This is a genomic window from Streptomyces sp. NPDC051217, from assembly GCF_044455465.1.
GTDB lineage: Bacteria > Actinomycetota > Actinomycetes > Streptomycetales > Streptomycetaceae > Streptomyces.
The window spans coordinates 147,957-167,515 of the sequence record NZ_JBITEV010000006.1 but is presented as its reverse complement, the minus strand read 5'-3'; the positions used below and the strand labels follow the sequence as shown (position 1 = coordinate 167,515).

The window sequence follows — 19,559 nt, the reverse complement described above, 5'->3', positions numbered from 1 at the left end:
CAGTCAGGGGTTAGTACGGCTGGTCGTCCCCGGCGGCGCAGCTGCACTCGGCGGCTTCGGCCGCCTCGTCCAGGTTGTTGATGATCTGGATCTCGTCGTCCCCGATCGGGGAGACGTTCAGGGGCACCGGCAGGGTGCCGATTGTCCCGTTGGGTGGGCGCACCCCGATGGTGAGCATCACCGGCTGCTTCGACGGGACGAGCGTGGTGGGTGGAGTCATGATCCGTAGCCTCCATGCTGGCAGTAGAGCTCTCGTTGGTCCCCCGCCTCCTGGTAGAGCTTGGCCAGCGGCCGGCACGTGCGGCATGTGCCGGTCTTCGTGCAGCCGGAGCATCCACCGGTGCGGAGCTGTAGGGACTCGGCGATGGAGCCGAGTCGGGGGAGGGCTTCGACGCCCTCGGTGATGAGGTTCACGCTCGGGTCCCGGCCGACCTTGCAGATTGACGCGATGCCGTGCGGGTCGACGTGGAAGAAGGTGTGTCCCGCGTTGCAGCCGGTGAAGACGCTCCGGGGCTGTAAGTGGTCGAGTGACTGTGTCGCCAGCGGGTTCGCCTCGCCGTCGATCGTGGGCGACATGCTCGTGTACACGTGATGCGGGAAGCCGTACGACTCGGCCAGGCGCACCATGGCGTCGACCTCGTGGGCGTTGTCGTCCGAGACGATCACGTTGAGCCGGATCGGGAGACCATCGTCGCGGGCGACGTCCAGGCCCTGAACGAACCGGCCGAACGCGCCTCGGTTTTTCGTGACCTTGTCGTACGTCTCGGCGGTCGCCCCGTACAGGCTCACCGTCAGCCGGTACGGGCGGCGCCGGGCGAACAGGTCCCGGATCGGGCGCTTCCTCAGCGACGAGCCGTTTGTCGAGACCTGGACCATCATGCCGAGCTGGTGCGCGTACTCGTACGCCGCGCCGAACTCGCGGTCGATCAGTGCCTCTCCGCCGGTGATCTGCAGCCACAGGACTCCGGCGTCCCGCATCACGCGCAGGAGCTGCTGTTTGCCGTCCCAGTCCAGGCCGGCGAAGCGCTTCTCTCCGAGGTAGCAGAACTCGCAGTCGTAGTCACAGCCGAGGTTGATCTCCCACGACGCCTTGGCGTACCCGTACCGGGACCGCTCACGGACGAGGACAGCGTCGCGGAGCGGGGACTCGGGTAGCTCGGTGCCCCACGCTTTCGCCGCCGCGTTGATCAGCCAGGCCGGGGCCGACTGGTCACCCGCAGCGTCGGCCAGCAGTTCCTCGTAGCGAGATTCAGGGATGCGTACGCCTGCGGCCTGGCCGGGCTGGACGAGGAGGTACTGGCCGAGGAACGGGCTGGCGACAAGACGCGGCGCTGAACTGCTTGCCGTTGACTGTGCGGTGATGGTGGCGTGTGTGATCATGCGGACCTCCACGTTGGATGGAGCGGGCCCCGCTTGGGCGGGCCGCGGGTTCAGAGCAGGCCGACGGGCGGCGGTCTATGCCGTGGCTTTCTGGGTGGTGAGGTGTTTGAGATCGACGGTGGTGCAGCCGTGGAGGGTGACGACGGTGCAGGCTGCGAGCGTCCAGCGGATCAGCGGGCTGTCGAGGCTGACCGCGACGGGCTGATCCTCGGGTCCGTGCACGGGGGCGAGCGTGCCCGGGTCGTGAACAAGGCCGGCGACACCCCACATCTGGGCACGCTCGACCAAGGCCGCGGTGTATCCCTTGCGCAGGTGCGGGCAGGCACCGACGGATTCGACCGCACAGGGTTCGCACACCGGTGGCGTGGTCGCCTGCTCCCCCTCGCTGATGGGGCGTCCGTCGGCTGAGCGCGTGAGGAACAGGTGCCGTTCATCAGCCCGGCCAAAGGTGGAGGTTCCACAGACCTGGCAGAGCATGTGCGACATCGCCTGTCGCTGCCGGTAGGGATGAACCGCCGCCAGATCGGGCTTCCCGAGCCCGCGCACCGCGGCGCGCCTGATCCACAGAGCCTCGTACCGGCGGTCGATGTGGCTCAGTTCGTCGGCGTAACCGATGCCCTGACCGCCACGTCCGGTCCGCAGGACCACTGTTCCCGGCTGAGCCTGTTCGCCGGTCCAGGGCGTGATGAACGGGACGTGCATTCCCTTCCAGTAGAACTGCCGCGGCGGACTCATGACGCTTCCCCCACGGGCACGGCGTCTTCCTCTTGCCCTGAGTGGACAGGTTCGGCGGCGATTCTCCCGGCGAGCCGCAGACCCTGCTCCACCGACAGGTGGATACGCAGTTCGTCTTCCACGTGGGCACAGCCAGGCTCGGCCAGCACACGAACACCCGCGCCCAGGGCGCCGGTCAGCAGCAATCGCATCCGGGTCGCGAGCTTGCGCATCCCACGGGGCCGGTGAAGCTTCAGCCCTTCACTGATGCTGTCGGCGCCCAGTACCGTGCTCAGTCGGATGGCTGCTTGCAGGTTGTCGGAATCGTGCACCACCAGAGCCAGTGACGTCTCATTCTCGACTTCCACCACCACACGCAGCTGGTGCCGGGCGGATGCGTCCTGCAGCCGGTCGCGGACCGACTCCGCGTACATGAAGCGTGCCAGCAGCCGCTGCACCAGCTGGTCGACGCCCGCCTTGCCGCGCACCCTGATCACCAGGTAGTGGGCCTCGTCGTAGTCGGCGGTCGCATCGACACCCGCCGCCTCCAACCACGCGGTGGCCTCAGCGGTGTTCAGGGAGAACGGCAGCCGACTGCTGCCCAGCAGCGTCAGCTCCAGAGTCCCGCCCCCGTCACCTTCACAGCCTTCACGGAGTGCAACACGTCCGGCGATGCGCGCACGGTCCACCGCCTGGGCGAGGACGCCCTCCAGCGAGGAGAGGCCGGAATCTTCAGTAATCATTTGCGAGGACGCCTTCCAAGGAAGATGCAAACAAGGTCCGTAGCGGCGGTGGTTCATGCGATTTCCTTGACAGTCCTGGTCTCCACGAGCCGTTCCAGCAGGTCGTTGACGACTCCGGCCATCCGCCGAAGGTGCCCGAGGGACTGACTGCAATCGACGGGGATTTCCTTGGAGCGCAGCGTGCGCGCGCGCTGAAGGAGACGGCGCACGTGGGCGTCCTTGTCCCCGGCGGCCTGAGCGATGGCATCGAGCCGCCGGAGATCGCCGCGCAAGCGCTCGGCGATCTCTCCGAACTCACTCTCACGCGGGTCCTGTTCGCCCAGGACGTCACCGACGTCGTCCACGATCGCCTCCAACGGCTTCACACCACGGAGCAGGCAGGCGATGCGGGCGAGACCCGCAGCGTCGATGGATGGCAGCCACTGCCCGGCCGGAGGTGATACGGACCAGTGGGCCTCGGCGAGGTCCGTGGAAGTCGAGGGCATCAGCAGCTCCCGACGGCGAACGTGCACCAGGTGCAGGTGCCCTTGCGGCCCCAGTCCCGGGCGAGGCAGATGACGAGTTGCATGCCGCGTCCGCCCTCGTCGTCCGGACCCGCCTCCCGCACCTCCGGACCGCCCGAGGAGTGGTCGTCGACCTGGATCAGCACGTCACCGGCGGTGTCACAAGTGATCTGGAAGGAGACCGAGTTGGCGGTGCCGTGGACGATGGCATTGGTCACGATCTCGCTGACCAGCAACTGCACCGTCCCGACCACATCGTGATCCCTGACGCCGGCCCTCCCCAGCACGGCGGCCGTCACCCGACGCGCGGTCTCCACCCGCCTCGGATCGGCATCGAACGACATCTCGGCGTGCGCACTTCTCATCGGTCCTCTCCAAGTCGCCGTCTCGCCACCCGCCGGGATCGTGTCGAGGCGGGCCGGTAAACGTCGGGAGAAGAGAGCGGGAGTGCGGTGTGCCAGAGGCGTCGAATGCATAGGAATTCCTCTGAGGTCGTGTAACACCCGGCCCGACTGGGACAGGACTTCGCGTTCTTCTGGCGTCGCTGTCGCCCGCCGCAGCGGTCGCTCAATCCCGCAGCTGGCCTTGCGAGGCAACGCGCTGTGCCGTTGGTCTTTGCTGCCTCAGCCCGGCACCTTGCAGACGCCGACGCTGATCCTGGGAGTCGTGATTCTCATCCGGGTCCGCTTGGCGCTGAAAGTGGCGGCACAGCGCTTCGACGGAGCGGGCCAGGAGTGTGGCGTGGCGTACAGGGCTCAGCGAGCTGGGGTCGGCCGCGAGACGACGTTGCGCTTCGCAGATTCCCGCTTGGGCGCATGCCGCGTCTCGTGGCCCGGCCACGTCGTACTTCCGTTCCAACTCCGGGATGAGCAGGTTGAGGTGCCCGCGAAGTTGGAGAGTGAGCGAGGTCAGTGCTTCGCCGGTGGGAGGCTCGACGGCGTCGTCGAGGAGGACGGATGCCGCTGCGGTCATCGTCAAGATGTCGAGCGGGAACGTACTCTGGATCGCCCGATAGGTGGTCTCGTCCATGGCGTGCTCCCCGGCTCGTCGGTTTGTGCGTTGCCCAATCAGGGTCGTCCGGAAGGCGCAACTACGGGATAACCGGCGGGGGTTACCGAGGCGGTAATACACTCATTGACGCTCCTGCAAGACGCGCTCGCGTGCGTAGGATCGCCCTGGAGGTCGGCTCACATGGACGCCACGACATCCGGCCCGCTCACCCCCGACGTTCTCGACAGAGCAGACGTACGGGCAGCCCTCGCGGAGCACGACTTCGCGGCCGTCTTCACCCTGATCAAGAAGTGGGGCGGCCTTTCCCAGAACCGCATCGCGTCCGCCTGCCAACTCACCCCCGGCAAGGTGTCCACGATCATCAGCGGCAGCCAGCGCGTCACCAGCTTCGATGTGGTGCGGCGGATCGCCGACGGACTACGCGTCCCAGGTCACATGCTCGGGCTCGCACCGCGTCCCTGGGAGCACCAGCAGCAGACCCAGCACCCGCCAGAGTCGCCGGGCGTACGACCGGCAGCCAGCGAGGTCCCGTGGAGGCCGGATGCCACCATCGACCTGGCAGCAGACCTGACGAGGAGCGATCTCGTGATGGACCGTCGCGCAATCACGCGCGCCCTTGCCGGAGCGGCTGTAACCGGCGCCGCCCTGCTCGATTCCCTGGAGGGCTGGCTCCAGCCGGCTGCCGCTCTGCCCGCGCCTGTCCGGCGAGGCCGACTCGGACTTCGTGAGACGGATGAACTGGAGTTCACAGCACGCGCGTTCCGGCAGTGGGACCACCAGTACGGTGGCGGGCTCCGCCGCAAGGCGGTTCTCGGGCAGCTTGCCGAGGTGGCCGGCGCGCTCGACGAGCACCAGGCGCCCGAGGTGGAGACGTGCCTGTACCGGATCATGGCGCAGCTCGCCGGAACGGCGGCGACCATGGCATGGGATAGCGGCCTTCACCGACGGGCGCAGGAGTACTACCGTCTGGCCCTGCGATCCGCGCACGCGGGTGCCGACCCGGTGTTCGGCGCCAACGTCCTTGCCGGAATGGCCCGGCAGATGCTTTACCGCGACCGCCCGGATGACGCGCTTCAGCTCATCCAGCTTGCCCAGGAAGGCGCCCGGGACGTGATCGGACCGCGTGTGCGGGCCATGCTCCACACCCGTGAGGCGTGGGCGTACGCCGCGCAGGGCCGCACCGCCGGATTCCAGCGGGCCACCGCGAAGGCGGCCGAAGCCCTCGCCAATGCGACCCGCAGTGGGGAAGAGCCTTACTGGATCGCGTACTTCGACGAGGCTGAGCTGGCGGGCGTCACCGGCGGCCGACTGCTCGACCTCGCACGACAGGACCCCCGGCAGCACGCGGAGCGGGCGGCTGATGAGATCCGTACGGCACTCTCCTCACGCGGTTCGGAGGCGGGCCGCTCGTATGCGCTCGACCGGATCGGCCTTGCCGAGTGCCGTTTCCTCGTCGGTGATGTCGGCGGCGGCGCGGAGGAGACCCACCGCGCGGTCGCCGCCGCAAGGCTCACCCAGTCCGGCCGGGTCCGTACGCAGCTCGGGCAGCTCTACCCGTACACCGTGGGCCACCAGGCGTCGCGGTCGGTACGTGAGGCGCGGGATAGTATCCGCGACCTGCTGTCGAGCTGAGGAGGACGGCGTGACGACGCTGGCCGTGACCGGACACATGGACCTGACCGAGGAGAGCGTGCCGCTCGTACGGTCCGCACTACGTCAGCTTCTGGAGCCGTACCGCGAGGACTTGACCGGGGTGTCGTGTATCGCCGCCGGGGCTGACGCGCTGTTCGCAAAGGAAGTCACCGCGCTCGGCGGCTGGCTTGTTGTCGTGATCCCTTCCCGCGACTACCGGGAAACGAAGGTGAAACCGGCGCATGCCGCCTTCTTCGACCATCTTGTTGAGGCAGCCGTGGACGTGGTGACGATGCCTCACGAGACGGCGAACCGAGCCGCTTACGAGGCGGCGAACAGCGAGCTGCTGGCGCGCGCGGACCGGCTTGTCGCGGTGTGGGACGGAACTCCGCCCTCGGGCAAGGGCGGGGGCACCGCTGACACCGTCGAGGAAGCACGCGCGGCAGGATTGCCCGTCGACGTCGTATGGCCGGACGGCGCGGCACGCCGGGCGTGACGCAAGAGCCCCTTGTTCGGCCGGGAGGCTGACAAGGGCACAATGTCGGCGAAGGTGGCGGCCTGAGCGACTACTCGGGCTGGGGCCGAATGACGGGCGACGTCTTCGTCCGTGCCCAGCAAGACGGGGGCTGCTCTCGGCCGGCCCCGGTGACAAGCCCGCCGCCTCTCCTCTCGCCTCGGGTCTGAACCGGCCGCATGGTGCGGCGTGTTCACACCGGGGGTGGTAATGCGCAGCCCCGCATGCTGTTTCGGCATGCGGGGCTGCGGTGCGTGTCTGTGTGCGGTTGTGGTTCAGGCGGGCACGTGGCAGCCGCTGAGGCTCTGGCAATCGCCTGGAGAGCTGGTGGCCTGTTCGGCGGCTGTGTCAGTGCCCTCCGTGCAGTCGGCGGCTGTCGGCGTGTGTGTCAGTCCTCCGTGTGTCGGGTGAGGTGTTCGGTGGAGTTTCCGTGGGTGGCGCGGTATTCGAGGGTGTCCTGTGCGGTGACGATGGGGACGAGGCGTTCGTACTCGGCGTAGTCCTCGTCGGTCATGATGCTGATGGCGTCGGCGACCACGGAGCCCTTGGGAAGCCGGGCGAGGTACTTCCTGACGAGGGCGACGAAGTCGTCCCTCATCGCATCGACTTCGTCCAGCCACTCGTTCTCGCGCCGTATCTGCTGGTGCCCGGCGGCCTTCTCTTCCGGGGTGATGGTGACGAGCAGGCGCTGCTCGGCGAGGGTGAAGGGACGCCCGTCACGGTGGTATGCGCGCTGGGGGTCGTCGAGGTGGCCGTGCCAGTCCACGTCGGCGAAGAGCGCGACGACGTCGGGGCGGATGCGGGTCTGGGGCATGAGCGATTCCTTCTGCAATGGGGTGTGGATGGGGTCTGAATTGGTAAGCGCTTCGCGGTGAATCGCTCAGGTGGTGCGCGGGGCATGAGGTACCTCCATGACTCGGTGGACAGGGGCTTCGGGTACGGGCGGTCAGTGGCGGGTGCGCGGCCCGCCGGGCAGGGGCGCCGGCCCTGGTGTGGGATGTGGTGCCGACGGCGCGGGGCGGGGTGTCTGTGCGGTGTGGGTGGTTTGCTGGATGCGCCAGGCGAGGAGGCGTGCGGGGTACCGGGCGTCGTCGAGGGGGCGCTGGGCGGCGGCGCGGAGGACGTCGACGGGGTCGAGGCCGCTGGTGTCGGCGCGGGCGAGGGTGGCGACGAGCGCCTCCCAGTCGCGGGTGTTGAGAATTCGGTCGGCGTGTTCGGGCAGCACCACGCGGACGACACGCTCGTACCGGAGCCGGCCCGTAGGACTGCTCGGCCCTGCCCGTTTGACGGTGGCCAGGGCGGTGGTGGCGGCCTGGTCCGCGGCGGTGTGGAGGTGGGTGAGGGCGTTGCGGGTGGCGGTGACCTGCTGGTCGTGGTGGTGCAGGTCGTGCCATCGCAAGGCGGCGGCGCTGGCCAGGACGATCGTGTCGAGGAGCAGGGCCAGGAGCGTGCCGTCAGTGCTGTTCGGTGGTGGGGTGCGGAGCATGGCCCTGACCGCTCCCCGCAGCCGCGCGGCGTGGTGGTTCTCGGCCTGGACGCGGGAGCGGGAGGCCCGTTCGAAGGCGGCTGCCGCGTGGCGAAGTTCCTCCCGGTAGGGGGCTGGGGCGAGGAGGGGCAGGGCGTCGAGGGTTTCGCCGAGTGCGGTGATGTGGGCCTGCGCGGCCGGGGCCCCGTCGTGGGCGAGAGCACGGGGGATGTCCTCGGCGGCGGTGATCGCGTCCTGCCACGGGCGTGCGGGGGTGGCTGTGGTGGTCAGGCGTTCGCTGATCCTGGGCCACGACAGGTCGGGGGAGAGTTTCGATCCGGAGTACCAGATCGGCTCCGCCTCGCTGTTGGTGTCACCTTTCAGGGCGAGCGTGTAGCCGCGGACGTCGCCGGAGGGGAAACGCTTCACCTCGACGAGCACCCCCTCGGTGTTCTCCAGCAGGGTGAGGAACTCCTCCGTGCTGGCCGCTGCGGACACCGCCGTGCGGGCCGTGGCACGCAGACGCTCACGCGGCGTCTTCTGCTGGCCGGCCCGCTTGGCCTTCTCCTGCTCGGCGCGGGTGGGGCGTTTGGCGGCGGTGCGGTCGCCGCGCACGACCTGGTGCAGGCCGTAGTGCTTCTCGACGGCGGCGAGTTCACGGTCGGCGGTGAGGTAGTCGTTCCAGTGCCGGGCACCCCGCAGGTCCGCCCGCACGGTGGTGGCGGCGATGTGGATGTGGTCGGGTGCGTGCCGGACGGCGACCCACCGGCACCCGTCCGGATCACCCTCGGGGGCAATGCCGGTGGCGTGAACGACGCGGCGGGCGACATCGGCCCACTGTTCGTCCGTGAGAATGCGGTCGCTCTCGGCGGCGCGGACCGAGCAGTGCCACACATGCTTCTCCGGGGCGCGGCCCAGCCGTCCGGCCTGCTTGACGTGCAGGTCGAGATCCGCGACCAGGAGCTTCCTGACGGCGTCGGCGTCCTCGGCGCGGCCGGGATCCGGCGCGAAGCCGTCCCAGGAGCCCACCAGGTGTGGATCGGTGTGGCCCTTCGCCTTCGTGTCGAAGAAGTAGCGGATCAGGCCGGCGGTGCTCTTGCCGCTGTTGATCTTCGCGATCAACGGGCGGCCTTCTTGCTGACCGCCTGGTTCGCGGCCTGTGCGATGTCCCGCACAGCCGCGCCTACGGCGGTCAGGGTGTGCTCGGTCTCGGCGAGCAGGGCGCTGTCCCCGGGGTGTGGGTGGCCGCCGGAGTTGAGCTTCCAGGCGATCTGGTTGAGGTTGCGGCCGATGTGGGTGATCTGGGCGCGTAGCGCGTTGAGTTCGTCGATGTAGTCGTCCAGTGGGGTGCGTTGGCCGGGCAGGGCGAGGTCACCGTGCACGTGGGCCATGACGACGGCGCCGACGTAGTGGGCGGCGGCGATGTTCAGTGACTGGGCCATGCCGAGGATGCCGGTCTTCTCGCCGACGCTGTATCGGACATCGACGCGCTCTTTGCGCTGCTCGCCTTGGCGCTCGCGGCGTCGGGCCACACGGTGCAGCGCGGCTTGATCAGCAGCACGCGGCAACGGCACAACGGAAGACGCAGAGACGTCAGTTGGATCGTCCCGCTCGGGCACCCCCTGGTGCCCGAGCCCCTCCGCCACCCCCGGGGCGGAGAGATCCCCGTTGGACCGGCCCTTGGACGGTCCAACGGCATACCTTGCTCGCGTTGAAGCCGGTGCGGAGTTGATCTCCTGCTCAACCGGCTGACGGGCCGGGGCGTTGTCGGCGAGGTTCTGGTGCATGGTTGTGCTCCGGTTGTAGGTGAGGGGGGCTCGTCACGTCCGTCGCATCCGTCCCGTGGCTGGTCGGAGCAGGTACGGGCAGGCGTGCAGGTACGGCTTGATCCGTTGCGGCGGGGAAGTCCGTCCCCGTGCTGACCTGCGTTGGGACGGATGCGACGGACTGATACGGCCTCAGGTGGGTGTGCGGTCAGCGGGCGCGTGTCGGGCCGGCGGTGCCGCCGACTGGGCCGACGGGCAGTGCCCCAGCCGGAGGAGGGGGTGGCCTGCCCTGGACCGGGCGGGTCGGCTCTGCTTCGCGCCGGGGTGTGGGTGTCGGCGTGGGCGGGGCGGGCTCGGGGCAGTAGCGGGCCCAGGCGTCGAGGAACTGGTTGCGGGCGTATGCCTTGGCCTGGCGGCCGTTCTCGAAGCGGTAGTTGGCCGGGCCGATGTCGAAGTCCCTGAGCAGTGCCGCCAGGTGGTAGGCGTTGAGGCCCTTGGTGCCGTAGTCCGGCCAGGGAGACTCGGCGTCCGTCAGGAGGGCGGCGAGCAGGTCGTGTGTCCGCAGGGCCTCTTTGTTGCCTCCCTGTTCGAAGATGCGGCGGATGTCGCGGAGCAGCCGTGTCTTCAGGGTGGTCTGTCCGTCGTGGACGGCCTGGTGCTGTGTCATGGCCAGGCAGGCGGCGCGGGCGCTGGCGGGCCAGTGGCCGCCGGCCAGGTCGGCGACGATCACCAGCGGCTCCCAGGTGTCCGCCGCCCGGTCCTCGACCGGCATCGTCGGCACCAGAGCGGCTGCCGTGCCGCGCAGTGGGGTCAGCCATGCGGTCAGCCGGTCGCGATGTGCGTTCAGTTCGGGGACGGAGTACCGCGAGCGGAAGGGGGTGATCCGCTCGCCGGGCTTGCGCTTCTGCATACGGAGCACGACCGCCCGGTCCATGATCGTGTCGGGCAGGTCGCCGATCCCGGCCAGTGCTGCCATTGCGAAGGTGGGGAACGCGGTCGGCTTGTGCTCCGGTCCGGAGATCCGCCAGGCGGGCCGGTTGCGCTGGTGCCCGGCGTTCAGCAGGCCGCGCAGGTCTTCCTTCTCGCCGGCCTTGGGGCCGAAGATCGTGTCCGCCTCGTCCACCAACAGGGTGGGCGGGTTCTTGCCGATCACGCGGAAGACCACGGCCGGCGAGGTGTTGACCGTCATCATCGGCTGGTGCACGGTCTCGTGGAGCACGTCCAGGACGCGGGATTTGCCGCATCCCTTGGTCGGGCCCACCACCGCCAGACGCGGCGCGTGCTGCAGCGCGGGCTGAATGTGGGAAGCCGCCACCCACAAGGTGACGGCGGTCAGCGCCTCCTCGCTCGGCAACACGACGTACCGGCCGACCGTCGCACGCAACTCGTCCAGGATCGCGACCCCGGTCCCCGAGTCGTCGTCGGGGACCGTGTTTCCCCGCACGGGACCGGTCCCCAGAGAGCTGTGGGGACCGCTCCCCGCTCGGTCCCCAAGTGCGGTCCCCACCCGCTGGGGACCGGTCCCCGGGACCGTGGTGGCGGTCTTGGGGACCGACTGACCGGAAGTCCGGTGTGTGACTTCCGGTGGACCCTGACTGCCGTGATCCGCAGCGCTGGGACCGGCCTTCTGGCCGCTGATCTGGTTGTTCCGCGTGCCAACGGATGTCTGGCCCGCAGGTAGATCATTGGTCGGTACGTCGTCGACTGCCCGGTCCCCGCCATGTTCTGTCGGCACATCAGCCTGGTTCACGGGCTGCTTCGAGCTGTGAGACGTGGGTCCTTTTCCGGGGACCCTGGCCTGTGGCCAGGCGGCCTTGGGGGACGCGTTCGAAGCAGCGGGGGACGTGGAGTCCTCCATGGACTTCCTCTCTACGCGGGGGACCGGATTCAGCACGGCCAGGCTCCGCATTGGTCTGTTCGTTCGGGTGAGGGCAACGAGTTCGGGAGTCCTCGGTTTCTGTGAGCGGCTCTCTGGAGCGCCGGCCACGCCTACGAGATCAGCCCCAAATCGTCCTGGCCCTCGGCCAGCGACCGTTCGTAGCGCAGCAGATCCGCCTCGGGGTACAGCACACGCTTGCCGATCTTGATAGCGCGCGGCCCCTTCCCGATCTGGCGCCAGTAACGAACCGAGCTGGCGGCCGTGCGGTATCGCTCGGCGACCTCATCCGTGGTCAGAAATCGCATGTTTTCCCTGATGGCTAGGAGGCTTTTCCGGATGCATCAATGGGACCCCTGGATCGCCGGTTAGGCAAACCGGCAAGTCCATGTTTCAATCGGGATAGCGAGAGTGAGGGTGGAACTGCGATGGCAGCCGACGGACAGGCCAACAGCGATGTGCCGCTGCTCTACAGCGAGGGGAACGCGGCGGCGCGCGTGGCGCTGGAACGTGAGGTGAGGGGATGGAGCACCATCGAACTCGCGGAACGGGTCACCAAGGCCGGCGTGAAGATGAATCAGACCGCGGTCTGGCGCATCGAGAACGGCGAGCCGCGCCGTCGCATCAACCTCGACGAGGCGCTCGCCCTCTCGCGGGTCTTCGAACTGCCGCTTGAAGAGCTGATGTCTCCACCCCTGGAGGGGCTGGACGCCGGCGTCAGGCGGCTCGTCCAGGAGGCCGTCGAGGCGTACTTCGAGACCCGTGATGCCCAGGACCGGCTGCACGGCGCCGTTGTCGCCATCGCCCAGCACATCGACGCCCAGCCCGACAGTTCGCGGGCCATCCACGAGCAATGCCTTCGCCTCATGGGCGAGGAACGCGACGCCCGCACCCTCACCGAGTACATCGAGGGTGGCGGCTACTACCAGTAATCCCGTTGAAGGAGGGGCCACTTGGCCAACATTCAGAAGCGAGCGAACGGCAAATGGCGGGCGCGCTACCGCGACCTGGACGGCAAGGAACACGCCCGCCACTTCGACCGCAAAGCCGACGCCCAGCGCTGGCTCGACGAGGTCACGACCAGCTTGGTCACCGGTCTGTACGTCGACCCGCGCGCTGGAAAGATCTCCTTCGAGAAATATGCCACTCAGTGGCAGGGGCAGCAGATCGCCGGCGAGGCGGGCACCCGTATCACCGACAACGCCCTGCGGCTTCACCTGATACCCGCGCTGGGCGCGTACGCGATGGTGTCCCTGCGGCGGACCCACATTCAGGCCCTCTTCAAGCAGCTTTCCGAGCAGCTGGGGCCCGGCAGCGTGCGCAACGTCTACGACGTCCTCGTCCGCGTCGTGACGGCAGCGGTCGATGACAAGGTCATCGCCGCGAGCCCCTGCAAGCGGATCACTCTCCCGCCCCTCTCGGACGACGAGGTCGCACCGCCCACCGTCGCACAGGTTCAGGCAATGGCCGACGTCATGCCGCCGTATCTTCGCGCCGCGATCGTCGTCCTGGCCGGATCAGGCTTGCGCGTAGGCGAGTTGCTCGGACTGAAGGTCTCAGACGTCGACTTCAAGCGCGGCACGATCCGCGTCGAACGTCAGCGGCTGCAGTCCGGCCTGATCGGCCCGCCGAAGACCGGCAAGTCCAGGCGTACGGTTCCGGTCGGCGAGGTCGTCACCGACGCACTGCTCGGGCATCTCGCCGCGCGGCCGTCGAAGGAATGGCTGTTCACGATGGAGGAGGGCGAGCCCCTCAACTACCGCCGTTGGAAGACCGAATGGAACTGCGCCCGTAGGGCGCTCCAGGCGGCGGAGAACCAGGCGGCCGACCGCGAAGGCCGCAAGCCCGTCGGGCTGCCGCGCGTAGTCACTCACGACCTGCGGCACTTCTACGCCTCGGCGCTCATTGGCGGCGGCGCGAGCGTCAAGCAGGTCCAGCTGGTCCTCGGCCACGCGAGCGCCGTCATCACCCTGCGGATCTACGCGCACCTGTGGCCGGGCGAAGAGGACCGCACCCGCTCCGTCATGGACGCCGTTCTCGGCGGCATGCGGACCGGGTGCGGACCGGTAGGCAGTGCGACCCACGAAAGTGCAGGTCAGACGGCCAAAGCGCAGATCAAGCCTTCTTGGTCTCCCAGAAGATCTTGTCGACCTGGGCGATGTAGTCCAGCGCCTTCTGGCCCGTCTCCGGGTCCGTCGACCCCTTCGCGGCCGACAGGGCCTTGAGGGTGTCGTTGATCAGCTGGTGCAGCTCCGGGTACTTCTCGAAGTGCGGGGGCTTGAAGTAGTCGCTCCACAGCACCGACACGTGGTGCTTCGCGAGTTCGGCGCGCTGTTCCTTGATGACCGTGGAGCGGGCCTGGAAGTGTGCGTCGGCGTTACCCGCCATCTTCTCCTGGATGGCCTTGACCGACTCGGCTTCGATGCGGGCCTGGGCGGGGTCGTACACGCCGCAGGGAAGGTCGCAGTGGGCGCTGACCTTCACCTTGGGGGCAAACAGGCGGGAGAGCATGAGCTGTCCTTCCTCGTGATCGTCTTCTCAGGTGGGACATTACTCCGTGAGAAGCCGGATTTCGCGTGTGCCCCCTAGGGCTTAGGACAAAAGTCCGGGGTCGGATCGGGACCGGACGGCGGAACGTACCGTGGGACCGGGAGGTGCGGGATGACGGAGCACGGGCGTGAGCCGAGGGCGCTGTTGGGGATCGCGGAGGTGTCGGGACCGTCCATGTATCCCACCCTCAAGCAGGGCGATCAGCTACTGGTGCACTACCGCGCACCGGTCAAGGCGGGGGACATCGCCGTACTGAAACATCCCCTCCAGCAGGATCTGCTCATCGTGAAGCGGCTGGTCCAGCGGCGCGAGGGCGGGTGGTGGGTGCTCGGGGACAATCCCGGGGCCGAAGGCGACAGCCGGGTGTTCGGCACCGTCCCCGGCGAACTGGTGCTCGGCCGGGTCCGGGCCCGTTACCGGCCGCGCGCCGAGGATCAGCGGTCGGTGGCGGGGGCGCTCGCGTGGGCCTTCTCGGCGCTGCGGCCCGTGCTGTCGGACCGTTCCGTCTCCAGGCGTTTACGGGCCCGGTAGGCGGCAACGTTGGCGCGGGTCGCGCAGCGGTCCGAGCAGTAGCGGCGTGAGCGGTTGGTGGAGGTGTCGAGGTAGGCGTTACGGCACGGTGCGGCCTGGCAGAGGCCGAGGCGGTCCACGCCGTACTCCGTCAGATGGAACGCCAGGCCCATCGCGGCGATCGCGGCGAACCCCGCGGTCGCGTTCGACGGGTGCTCGGCCAGGTGCATGTGCCAGCGCGGATGGCCCTCGTCGTCGAGGAAGTCGTGGCCCGAGATCTGCGGGCTCACGGGGAATTCCAGCAGCAGCGAGTTCAGCAGGTCGACGGCGTGCGTCGCCTCGCCCTCGTCGGCCGCCGCGAACACCGCGCGCAGCCGGCCCCGTACGGAACGGAAGCGGGTGACGTCCGCGTCCGTGGCCCGGCGCGATGCCTGGGTGGACCCGCCGAAGAGGGCGCGGACGGCTTCGACCGAGGTCAGCGTGTCCGTACCCCGGGCCGGTTCCTCGGTGTTGACCAGGCGTACGGCGTAGTCCGAGTAAGAGGCCAGTTCCACTTGTAGTCCTTACGGCAGCGGTCTAGGGTCGGCGTAATAGCTGGTCTTGCTCACAGGGTATTACGGAGCGGAGGGTTCCGATGGTGGACACGGGGACGGACGCGGGGACGGACGCGGGCAGCGCCGTCGGTGGGGCGTCCGCCGTGGGACGGGCCGAATGGCGCGCCTGGCAGGACAGCTGGGACCGTCAGCAGGAGTGGTACATGCCCGACCGCGAGGAGCGCTTCCGGGTGATGCTCGACATGGTCGAGGCGCTGGTGGGGCGTGAACCGAGGGTGCTCGACCTCGCGTGCGGCACGGGAAGCATCAGCGACCGGCTGTTTCAGCGGTTCCCGGCGGCCACCAGCACCGGCGTCGACCTCGACCCGGCGCTGCTCGCCATCGCGGGCGGCTACTTCGCCGGCGACACCCGTCTGACCCTGGTGCGGGCCGACCTCAAGGACCCCGACTGGACGGCGAAGCTGCCGTACGACTCCTACGACGCCGTCCTCACCGCCACCGCGCTGCACTGGCTCCACAGCGAACCGCTGGCCGTGCTGTACGGGCAGATCGCCGGACTTGTCCGGCCCGGCGGCGTCTTCATGAACGCCGACCGTATGAAGGACGGGAGCACGCCTCGTATCAACGAGGCCGAGCGCGCCCACCGGCACCGGGAGATGGACCGCGCCAAGGAGGCGGGCGCCCTCGACTGGGCCGAATGGTGGAATCTCGCCGCCAAGGACCCGGTGCTCGCCGGGCCGACCGCCGAGCGGTTCGCGATCTACGGCGAGCACGCGGACGGCGACGCGCCGTCCGCCGGCTGGCACGCGAGGCTGCTCATGGACGCGGGCTTCGGGGAGGCGCGGGCGGTCTGGTCCTCGCCGTCGGACTCGCTGGTCCTGGCGCTGAAGTAGGCCGTGTCTGACAAATCCCGCCTGGCGCGCGGCGTCCGGCACGCACGCTCGCCGCGTTGTCGGACTCATTCACGTACGTCCAGTACGAGAATGATCCTCCGCCTTGCGATCGCACGCACCGACGAGTCATCAGCCGCTCCGCGGCGGGCGCGCGCCCACCCCGCGGGCGGACGGCGCCATGTGTCAGACACGGCCCAGCCGGGGGCAGAGGCGCGGGCGGGGCAGAGGGGAGGGGTGTTACGGACCTTCGTCGGTAACACCCCTCTCCGTAACACCCCTCCGCCGCGCCTCCGCTGCTACAGCACCTTCGACAGGAACGACTTCGTCCGCTCGTGCTGCGGATTCGTCAGCACCTCGCGCGGATGGCCCGACTCCACGACCACCCCGTCGTCCATGAACACCAGCGCGTCGCCGACCTCGCGGGCGAAGCCCATCTCGTGCGTCACGACGATCATCGTCATGCCGTCCTCGGCGAGATCGCGCATCACGTCCAGGACGTCGCCCACCAGCTCGGGGTCGAGCGCGGACGTCGGCTCGTCGAAGAGCATCAGCTTCGGCTCCATCGCCAGCGCGCGGGCGATGGCGACGCGCTGCTGCTGGCCGCCGGAGAGCTGGGACGGATAGCCGCCCGCCTTGTCCGCCAGACCCACCCGGTCCAGCAGTTTCTCGGCCCGCGCCCTGGCGACCGCCTTCGGCTCACGGCGCACCTGCATCGGTGCCTCCATGATGTTCTCGATGGCCGTCATGTGCGGGAAGAGGTTGAAGCGCTGGAAGACCATGCCGATGTCCCGGCGCTTCAGGGCGACTTCGGCGTCCCGCAGCTCGTACAGCTTGTCGCCCTTCTGGCGGTAGCCGACCAGCTCGCCGTCGACGTACAGCCGACCGGCGTTGACCTGCTCCAGATGGTTGATGCAGCGCAGGAAGGTCGACTTGCCGGACCCGGAGGGGCCGATCAGACAGAAGACCTCGCGCGGCGCGACCTCCAGGTCGATGCCCTTCAGTACGTGCGCCGGGCCGAAGGACTTGTGTACGCCCTCGGCCTTCACCATCGCGGTCGCGCCGTTCGCCGTGTTCCCGTCTCTCGTCTTCGCGATGGCGGTCATGCGGTGCCTCCGTTCGGGCGGCCCAGGGAGAACAGACTGGCCTTGACCTTCTGGAACGGGGTCTGCGGCAGGGTGCGCAGCGAGCCGCGCGCGTAGTGCCGCTCCAGGTAGTACTGGCCGATGCTCAGGACCGAGGTCATCAGCAGATACCAGGCGGCGGCGAGGAACAGCATCTCGACCGGGGCGCCGGACGTCTGCCCGATGTCCTGCGCGTATCTCAGCAACTCGTAGAACTGCACGGTCGCCACCAACGACGTCGTCTTCAGCATGTTGATGACTTCGTTGCCGGTCGGCGGCACGATCACCCGCATCGCCTGCGGGATCACGATGCGGCGCAGCGTCTTGGCGTGGCTCATGCCCAGCGCGTGCGACGCCTCCGTCTGGCCCTCGTCCACCGAGAGCAGACCGGCCCGGCAGATCTCGGCCATGTACGCGGCCTCGTTGAGGCCGAGGCCGAGCAGCGCCGTCAGGAACGGCGTCATGAAGCTGGCCCAGTAGTCCTTGTAGATCGGGCCGAGGTTGATGTACTCGAAGACCAGACCCAGGTTGAACCAGACCATCAGCTGGACGAGAACCGGCGTACCGCGGAAGAACCAGATGTACGACCAGGCGATGGACGACATCACCGGGTTCTTCGACAGCCGCATCACCGCGAGGACGATGCCGCCGACGACGCCGATGGCCATCGACAGGATCGTCAGGATCATCGTCTGGCCGACACCCTTGAGGATGCGGTCGTCGAAGAAGTAGTCGGGTACGGCGCCCCAGTTGATCTTTCCCTGGGAGAACGCGTAGATGATCGTGGCGAGCAGCGCGAACGCGACGACCGCGCTCACGTACCGCCCGTAGTGCCGGACCGGGATGGCCTTGATGGCCTCCGGTCCGGCGGGTCCCGATGGTGGAGCGTCGGAGGGACCGTCCGACTTCGATATGTCAACAGACACGGATGCTGCCTTTCGGAGCCGGGTGCGATCAGGTGCCGGCGTTGATCGTGGCTTCCTTGACCGCGCCTGCCTCGACGCCCCACTTCGCGATGATCTTGTCGTACTCACCGTTGGCGATGATCGCGTCGAGCGCGGCCTTCAGCGCCTTGCTCAGGTCGTCGTTGCCCTTGGCGACCGCGATGCCGTACGGGGCGGCCTCGATCTGCTCGCCGACGAGCTGGAAGTCGTTGCCGCCGCCCGAGGTCTTCACCGCGTAGGCCGCGACCGGGAAGTCCGACGAACCGGCGTCGGCGCCGCCGGCGCGCAGCCGCGTCTGGGCCAGCTGGTCGTTGTCGAACGCCTGGATCCCGATGGCCTTCTTGCCGCCGTCCGTGCACTTCGTCGACTCGGCCTTGGCCAGGTCGTGCGAGACCGTGCCGCGCTGGACGACCATCTTCTTGCCGCAGAGGTCCGACCAGGCCGCGATGCCCTTGTCGTCGCCCTTCTTGGTGTAGATCGAGACACCGGCGGTGAAGTAGTCGACGAAGTCGACGCCCTCGCCGACCTTCTTGCCGGTCTCGGAGTCCACGCCGTCCTGGCGGGCCTTGGTGTCGGTCATGGCAGACATGGCTATGTCGTAGCGCTTGGAGCGCAGACCCGTGAGCAGTGTGTCGAACGTGCCGTTCTCGAACTCGAACTTCACACCGAGCTGCTTGCCGAGCGCGTCGGCGATGTCCGGGTCGATACCGACGGTCTTGCCGGAGTCGTCCTTGAACTCGACCGGCGGGTACGCGATGTCGGAACCCACCTTGATGACGCCCTTGTCCGCGATCGCCTTCGGCAGCTGATCGGCGAGCGGCGCGCTCTTCGTGGAGGCGGCGGGGTCCTTCTTGTCGCCGTCGGTCTGGTCGCCACAGGCGGTCAGCAGCAACGCGCCGGCGACCGCGATCGCGCCGACCGCGGCGATCCGGGACTTCCCGGCGGTGGTACGACTGGTGAAGCTGGCGGTCATGATGAGGATCCTCCGGCGGACGAGGGAATTACCACGCGGTGGGCACGCGTCATCGAGTGTCACGACCGTGTGTGATTGATTAGGGCATCTTGCCATTCGGACTGGGCCGTTCAGGGGCCCCGTCATGTCAAAATCGGATAACGGGTGACCCCCGTGTACCGGCAGACCGGCAGATCAAGACCGGATCATCTACTGGAGTGCCTTCTTCCGGCCGGACAATCTCCGGCCCGTCCCGCCCCTCCAGGCGGTTTCGTGTCGTGCGGCGGATCTGTCTTGAAACTCCGCTATGAGTCATGTCACCGCTTGTAGAAGGAGTCGTGGACGTCCGGCCCGTCCGGTATGAAGGACACCGACACCCCTCATCCGGGGCTCAGGGCGCGTGTGCGGTGCGCCCGGCGCGTATGTACCTC

Annotated in this window: 23 protein-coding genes; 6 read left to right on the top strand and 17 right to left on the bottom strand. The window is 68.5% G+C overall.

The annotated features are described in order from the left end of the window. Nucleotides 1–10: 10 nt before the first annotated feature. The 7 genes from ACIBBB_RS16320 to ACIBBB_RS16290 form a co-directional block, all read right to left on the bottom strand. Nucleotides 11–220 carry a hypothetical protein gene (locus ACIBBB_RS16320; RefSeq protein ID WP_398982352.1) on the bottom strand — a complete coding sequence of 70 codons (210 nt, stop codon included), beginning with the start codon at nt 218–220 and terminating at the stop codon, nt 11–13. Next, on the bottom strand, nt 217–1,380 hold the full coding sequence (locus ACIBBB_RS16315) for a radical SAM protein (RefSeq protein ID WP_398982350.1): 1,164 nt from the start codon (nt 1,378–1,380) through the stop codon (nt 217–219). The genes ACIBBB_RS16320 and ACIBBB_RS16315 overlap by 4 nt, the downstream gene beginning before the upstream one ends. Nucleotides 1,381–1,455: 75 nt before the next feature. Beyond that, nucleotides 1,456–2,115, bottom strand: coding sequence for a hypothetical protein (locus tag ACIBBB_RS16310; protein ID WP_398982348.1), 660 nt, complete (start codon nt 2,113–2,115; stop codon nt 1,456–1,458). Further along, entirely contained in the window at nt 2,112–2,837 is a 726-nt protein-coding gene (locus tag ACIBBB_RS16305) for a hypothetical protein (protein ID WP_398982346.1), read from the bottom strand. Before ACIBBB_RS16305 ends, ACIBBB_RS16310 begins: the two co-directional genes overlap by 4 nt. A 53-nt stretch (nt 2,838–2,890) precedes the next feature. Beyond that, nucleotides 2,891–3,322 carry a DUF6415 family natural product biosynthesis protein gene (locus tag ACIBBB_RS16300; RefSeq protein WP_398982344.1) on the bottom strand — a complete coding sequence of 144 codons (432 nt, stop codon included), beginning with the start codon at nt 3,320–3,322 and terminating at the stop codon, nt 2,891–2,893. Then, complete coding sequence (locus ACIBBB_RS16295; RefSeq protein ID WP_398982342.1) at nt 3,322–3,705, bottom strand: ATP-binding protein; 384 nt, start codon at nt 3,703–3,705, stop codon at nt 3,322–3,324. The genes ACIBBB_RS16300 and ACIBBB_RS16295 overlap by 1 nt, the downstream gene beginning before the upstream one ends. Before the next feature lie 202 nt (nt 3,706–3,907). Further along, entirely contained in the window at nt 3,908–4,369 is a 462-nt protein-coding gene (locus tag ACIBBB_RS16290) for a DUF6415 family natural product biosynthesis protein (RefSeq protein WP_398982340.1), read from the bottom strand. A gap of 162 nt (nt 4,370–4,531) precedes the next feature. Here ACIBBB_RS16290 and ACIBBB_RS16285 point away from each other — a divergent pair, with 162 nt between their 5' ends. Next, complete coding sequence (locus ACIBBB_RS16285; RefSeq protein WP_398982338.1) at nt 4,532–5,983, top strand: helix-turn-helix domain-containing protein; 1,452 nt, start codon at nt 4,532–4,534, stop codon at nt 5,981–5,983. A gap of 10 nt (nt 5,984–5,993) precedes the next feature. After that, nucleotides 5,994–6,479, top strand: coding sequence for a hypothetical protein (locus tag ACIBBB_RS16280; RefSeq protein ID WP_398982336.1), 486 nt, complete (start codon nt 5,994–5,996; stop codon nt 6,477–6,479). 406 nt (nt 6,480–6,885) lie between these two features. Here ACIBBB_RS16280 and ACIBBB_RS16275 read toward each other — a convergent pair whose 3' ends face one another. The 5 genes from ACIBBB_RS16275 to ACIBBB_RS16255 all read right to left on the bottom strand — a co-directional run bounded on the left by ACIBBB_RS16275 (nt 6,886) and on the right by ACIBBB_RS16255 (nt 11,912). Further along, nucleotides 6,886–7,311 (bottom strand): hypothetical protein, encoded by a 426-nt coding sequence (locus ACIBBB_RS16275; protein WP_398982334.1) that lies wholly within the window; start codon nt 7,309–7,311, stop codon nt 6,886–6,888. A 132-nt stretch (nt 7,312–7,443) separates the two neighbouring features. Continuing rightward, a complete protein-coding gene (locus ACIBBB_RS16270) occupies nt 7,444–9,084 on the bottom strand; it encodes a relaxase/mobilization nuclease domain-containing protein (RefSeq protein ID WP_398982332.1) in 1,641 nt (546 codons plus the stop codon). Then, nucleotides 9,081–9,494: a plasmid mobilization relaxosome protein MobC gene (mobC, locus tag ACIBBB_RS16265; protein WP_398982330.1), complete on the bottom strand. Its 414-nt coding sequence runs from the start codon at nt 9,492–9,494 to the stop codon at nt 9,081–9,083. Before mobC ends, ACIBBB_RS16270 begins: the two co-directional genes overlap by 4 nt. 442 nt (nt 9,495–9,936) lie before the next feature. Continuing rightward, nucleotides 9,937–11,172: a DUF3631 domain-containing protein gene (locus ACIBBB_RS16260; protein ID WP_398982328.1), complete on the bottom strand. Its 1,236-nt coding sequence runs from the start codon at nt 11,170–11,172 to the stop codon at nt 9,937–9,939. Nucleotides 11,173–11,717: 545 nt separating this feature from the next. Further along, a complete protein-coding gene (locus ACIBBB_RS16255; protein ID WP_242574513.1) occupies nt 11,718–11,912 on the bottom strand; it encodes an AlpA family transcriptional regulator in 195 nt (64 codons plus the stop codon). A 120-nt stretch (nt 11,913–12,032) separates the two neighbouring features. Here ACIBBB_RS16255 and ACIBBB_RS16250 point away from each other — a divergent pair, with 120 nt between their 5' ends. Together ACIBBB_RS16250 and ACIBBB_RS16245 are read left to right on the top strand one after the other, a co-directional pair. Continuing rightward, on the top strand, nt 12,033–12,536 hold the full coding sequence (locus tag ACIBBB_RS16250) for a helix-turn-helix domain-containing protein (protein WP_398982325.1): 504 nt from the start codon (nt 12,033–12,035) through the stop codon (nt 12,534–12,536). 21 nt (nt 12,537–12,557) lie between these two features. Then, nucleotides 12,558–13,829 (top strand): tyrosine-type recombinase/integrase, encoded by a 1,272-nt coding sequence (locus ACIBBB_RS16245; protein ID WP_398982323.1) that lies wholly within the window; start codon nt 12,558–12,560, stop codon nt 13,827–13,829. Here ACIBBB_RS16245 and sodN read toward each other — a convergent pair. Continuing rightward, nucleotides 13,720–14,115 carry a superoxide dismutase, Ni gene (gene sodN, locus ACIBBB_RS16240; RefSeq protein WP_398982321.1) on the bottom strand — a complete coding sequence of 132 codons (396 nt, stop codon included), beginning with the start codon at nt 14,113–14,115 and terminating at the stop codon, nt 13,720–13,722. The genes ACIBBB_RS16245 and sodN overlap by 110 nt on opposite strands. A 150-nt stretch (nt 14,116–14,265) precedes the next feature. Between sodN and sodX the strand changes: the two genes are divergently transcribed. Further along, a complete protein-coding gene (sodX, locus tag ACIBBB_RS16235; RefSeq protein WP_398982319.1) occupies nt 14,266–14,685 on the top strand; it encodes a nickel-type superoxide dismutase maturation protease in 420 nt (139 codons plus the stop codon). Here sodX and ACIBBB_RS16230 read toward each other — a convergent pair. Then, the gene (locus ACIBBB_RS16230) at nt 14,589–15,218 is read right to left on the bottom strand and encodes a CGNR zinc finger domain-containing protein (RefSeq protein ID WP_398982317.1); all 630 of its coding nucleotides are present in this window, start codon (nt 15,216–15,218) and stop codon (nt 14,589–14,591) included. The two genes, sodX and ACIBBB_RS16230, sit on opposite strands and share 97 nt — an antisense overlap. Nucleotides 15,219–15,298: 80 nt before the next feature. Here ACIBBB_RS16230 and ACIBBB_RS16225 point away from each other — a divergent pair, with 80 nt between their 5' ends. Next, on the top strand, nt 15,299–16,111 hold the full coding sequence (locus tag ACIBBB_RS16225) for a class I SAM-dependent methyltransferase (protein WP_398982315.1): 813 nt from the start codon (nt 15,299–15,301) through the stop codon (nt 16,109–16,111). A 296-nt stretch (nt 16,112–16,407) separates the two neighbouring features. Here ACIBBB_RS16225 and ACIBBB_RS16220 read toward each other — a convergent pair whose 3' ends face one another. Genes ACIBBB_RS16220 through ACIBBB_RS16210 form a run of 3 tightly spaced genes read right to left on the bottom strand, consistent with a single transcriptional unit; the run spans nt 16,408 to nt 19,149 of the window. Next, nucleotides 16,408–17,160: an amino acid ABC transporter ATP-binding protein gene (locus ACIBBB_RS16220; protein ID WP_398982775.1), complete on the bottom strand. Its 753-nt coding sequence runs from the start codon at nt 17,158–17,160 to the stop codon at nt 16,408–16,410. A gap of 50 nt (nt 17,161–17,210) precedes the next feature. Beyond that, a complete protein-coding gene (locus ACIBBB_RS16215) occupies nt 17,211–18,158 on the bottom strand; it encodes an amino acid ABC transporter permease (RefSeq protein ID WP_398982313.1) in 948 nt (315 codons plus the stop codon). A gap of 28 nt (nt 18,159–18,186) precedes the next feature. Then, nucleotides 18,187–19,149, bottom strand: coding sequence for an ABC transporter substrate-binding protein (locus ACIBBB_RS16210; RefSeq protein ID WP_398982311.1), 963 nt, complete (start codon nt 19,147–19,149; stop codon nt 18,187–18,189). Between the last annotated feature and the right edge of the window lie 410 nt (nt 19,150–19,559).

Bases quoted from the DNA above. Each gene is read 5' to 3' on its own strand.
- ACIBBB_RS16225 (WP_398982315.1), top strand. From the start codon at position 15,299: ATGGTGGACACGGGGACGGACGCGGGGACGGACGCGGGCAGCGCCGTC.
- ACIBBB_RS16210 (WP_398982311.1), bottom strand. From the start codon at position 19,149: ATGACCGCCAGCTTCACCAGTCGTACCACCGCCGGGAAGTCCCGGATC.
- ACIBBB_RS16290 (WP_398982340.1), bottom strand. From the start codon at position 4,369: ATGGACGAGACCACCTATCGGGCGATCCAGAGTACGTTCCCGCTCGAC.
- ACIBBB_RS16305 (WP_398982346.1), bottom strand. From the start codon at position 2,837: ATGATTACTGAAGATTCCGGCCTCTCCTCGCTGGAGGGCGTCCTCGCC.
- ACIBBB_RS16310 (WP_398982348.1), bottom strand. From the start codon at position 2,115: ATGAGTCCGCCGCGGCAGTTCTACTGGAAGGGAATGCACGTCCCGTTC.
- ACIBBB_RS16295 (WP_398982342.1), bottom strand. From the start codon at position 3,705: ATGAGAAGTGCGCACGCCGAGATGTCGTTCGATGCCGATCCGAGGCGG.
- ACIBBB_RS16320 (WP_398982352.1), bottom strand. From the start codon at position 220: ATGACTCCACCCACCACGCTCGTCCCGTCGAAGCAGCCGGTGATGCTC.
- ACIBBB_RS16315 (WP_398982350.1), bottom strand. From the start codon at position 1,380: ATGATCACACACGCCACCATCACCGCACAGTCAACGGCAAGCAGTTCA.
- ACIBBB_RS16300 (WP_398982344.1), bottom strand. From the start codon at position 3,322: ATGCCCTCGACTTCCACGGACCTCGCCGAGGCCCACTGGTCCGTATCA.
- ACIBBB_RS16285 (WP_398982338.1), top strand. From the start codon at position 4,532: ATGGACGCCACGACATCCGGCCCGCTCACCCCCGACGTTCTCGACAGA.
- ACIBBB_RS16255 (WP_242574513.1), bottom strand. From the start codon at position 11,912: ATGCGATTTCTGACCACGGATGAGGTCGCCGAGCGATACCGCACGGCC.
- sodX (WP_398982319.1), top strand. From the start codon at position 14,266: ATGACGGAGCACGGGCGTGAGCCGAGGGCGCTGTTGGGGATCGCGGAG.
- ACIBBB_RS16275 (WP_398982334.1), bottom strand. From the start codon at position 7,311: ATGCCCCAGACCCGCATCCGCCCCGACGTCGTCGCGCTCTTCGCCGAC.
- ACIBBB_RS16220 (WP_398982775.1), bottom strand. From the start codon at position 17,160: ATGGTGAAGGCCGAGGGCGTACACAAGTCCTTCGGCCCGGCGCACGTA.
- ACIBBB_RS16250 (WP_398982325.1), top strand. From the start codon at position 12,033: ATGGCAGCCGACGGACAGGCCAACAGCGATGTGCCGCTGCTCTACAGC.
- sodN (WP_398982321.1), bottom strand. From the start codon at position 14,115: ATGCTCTCCCGCCTGTTTGCCCCCAAGGTGAAGGTCAGCGCCCACTGC.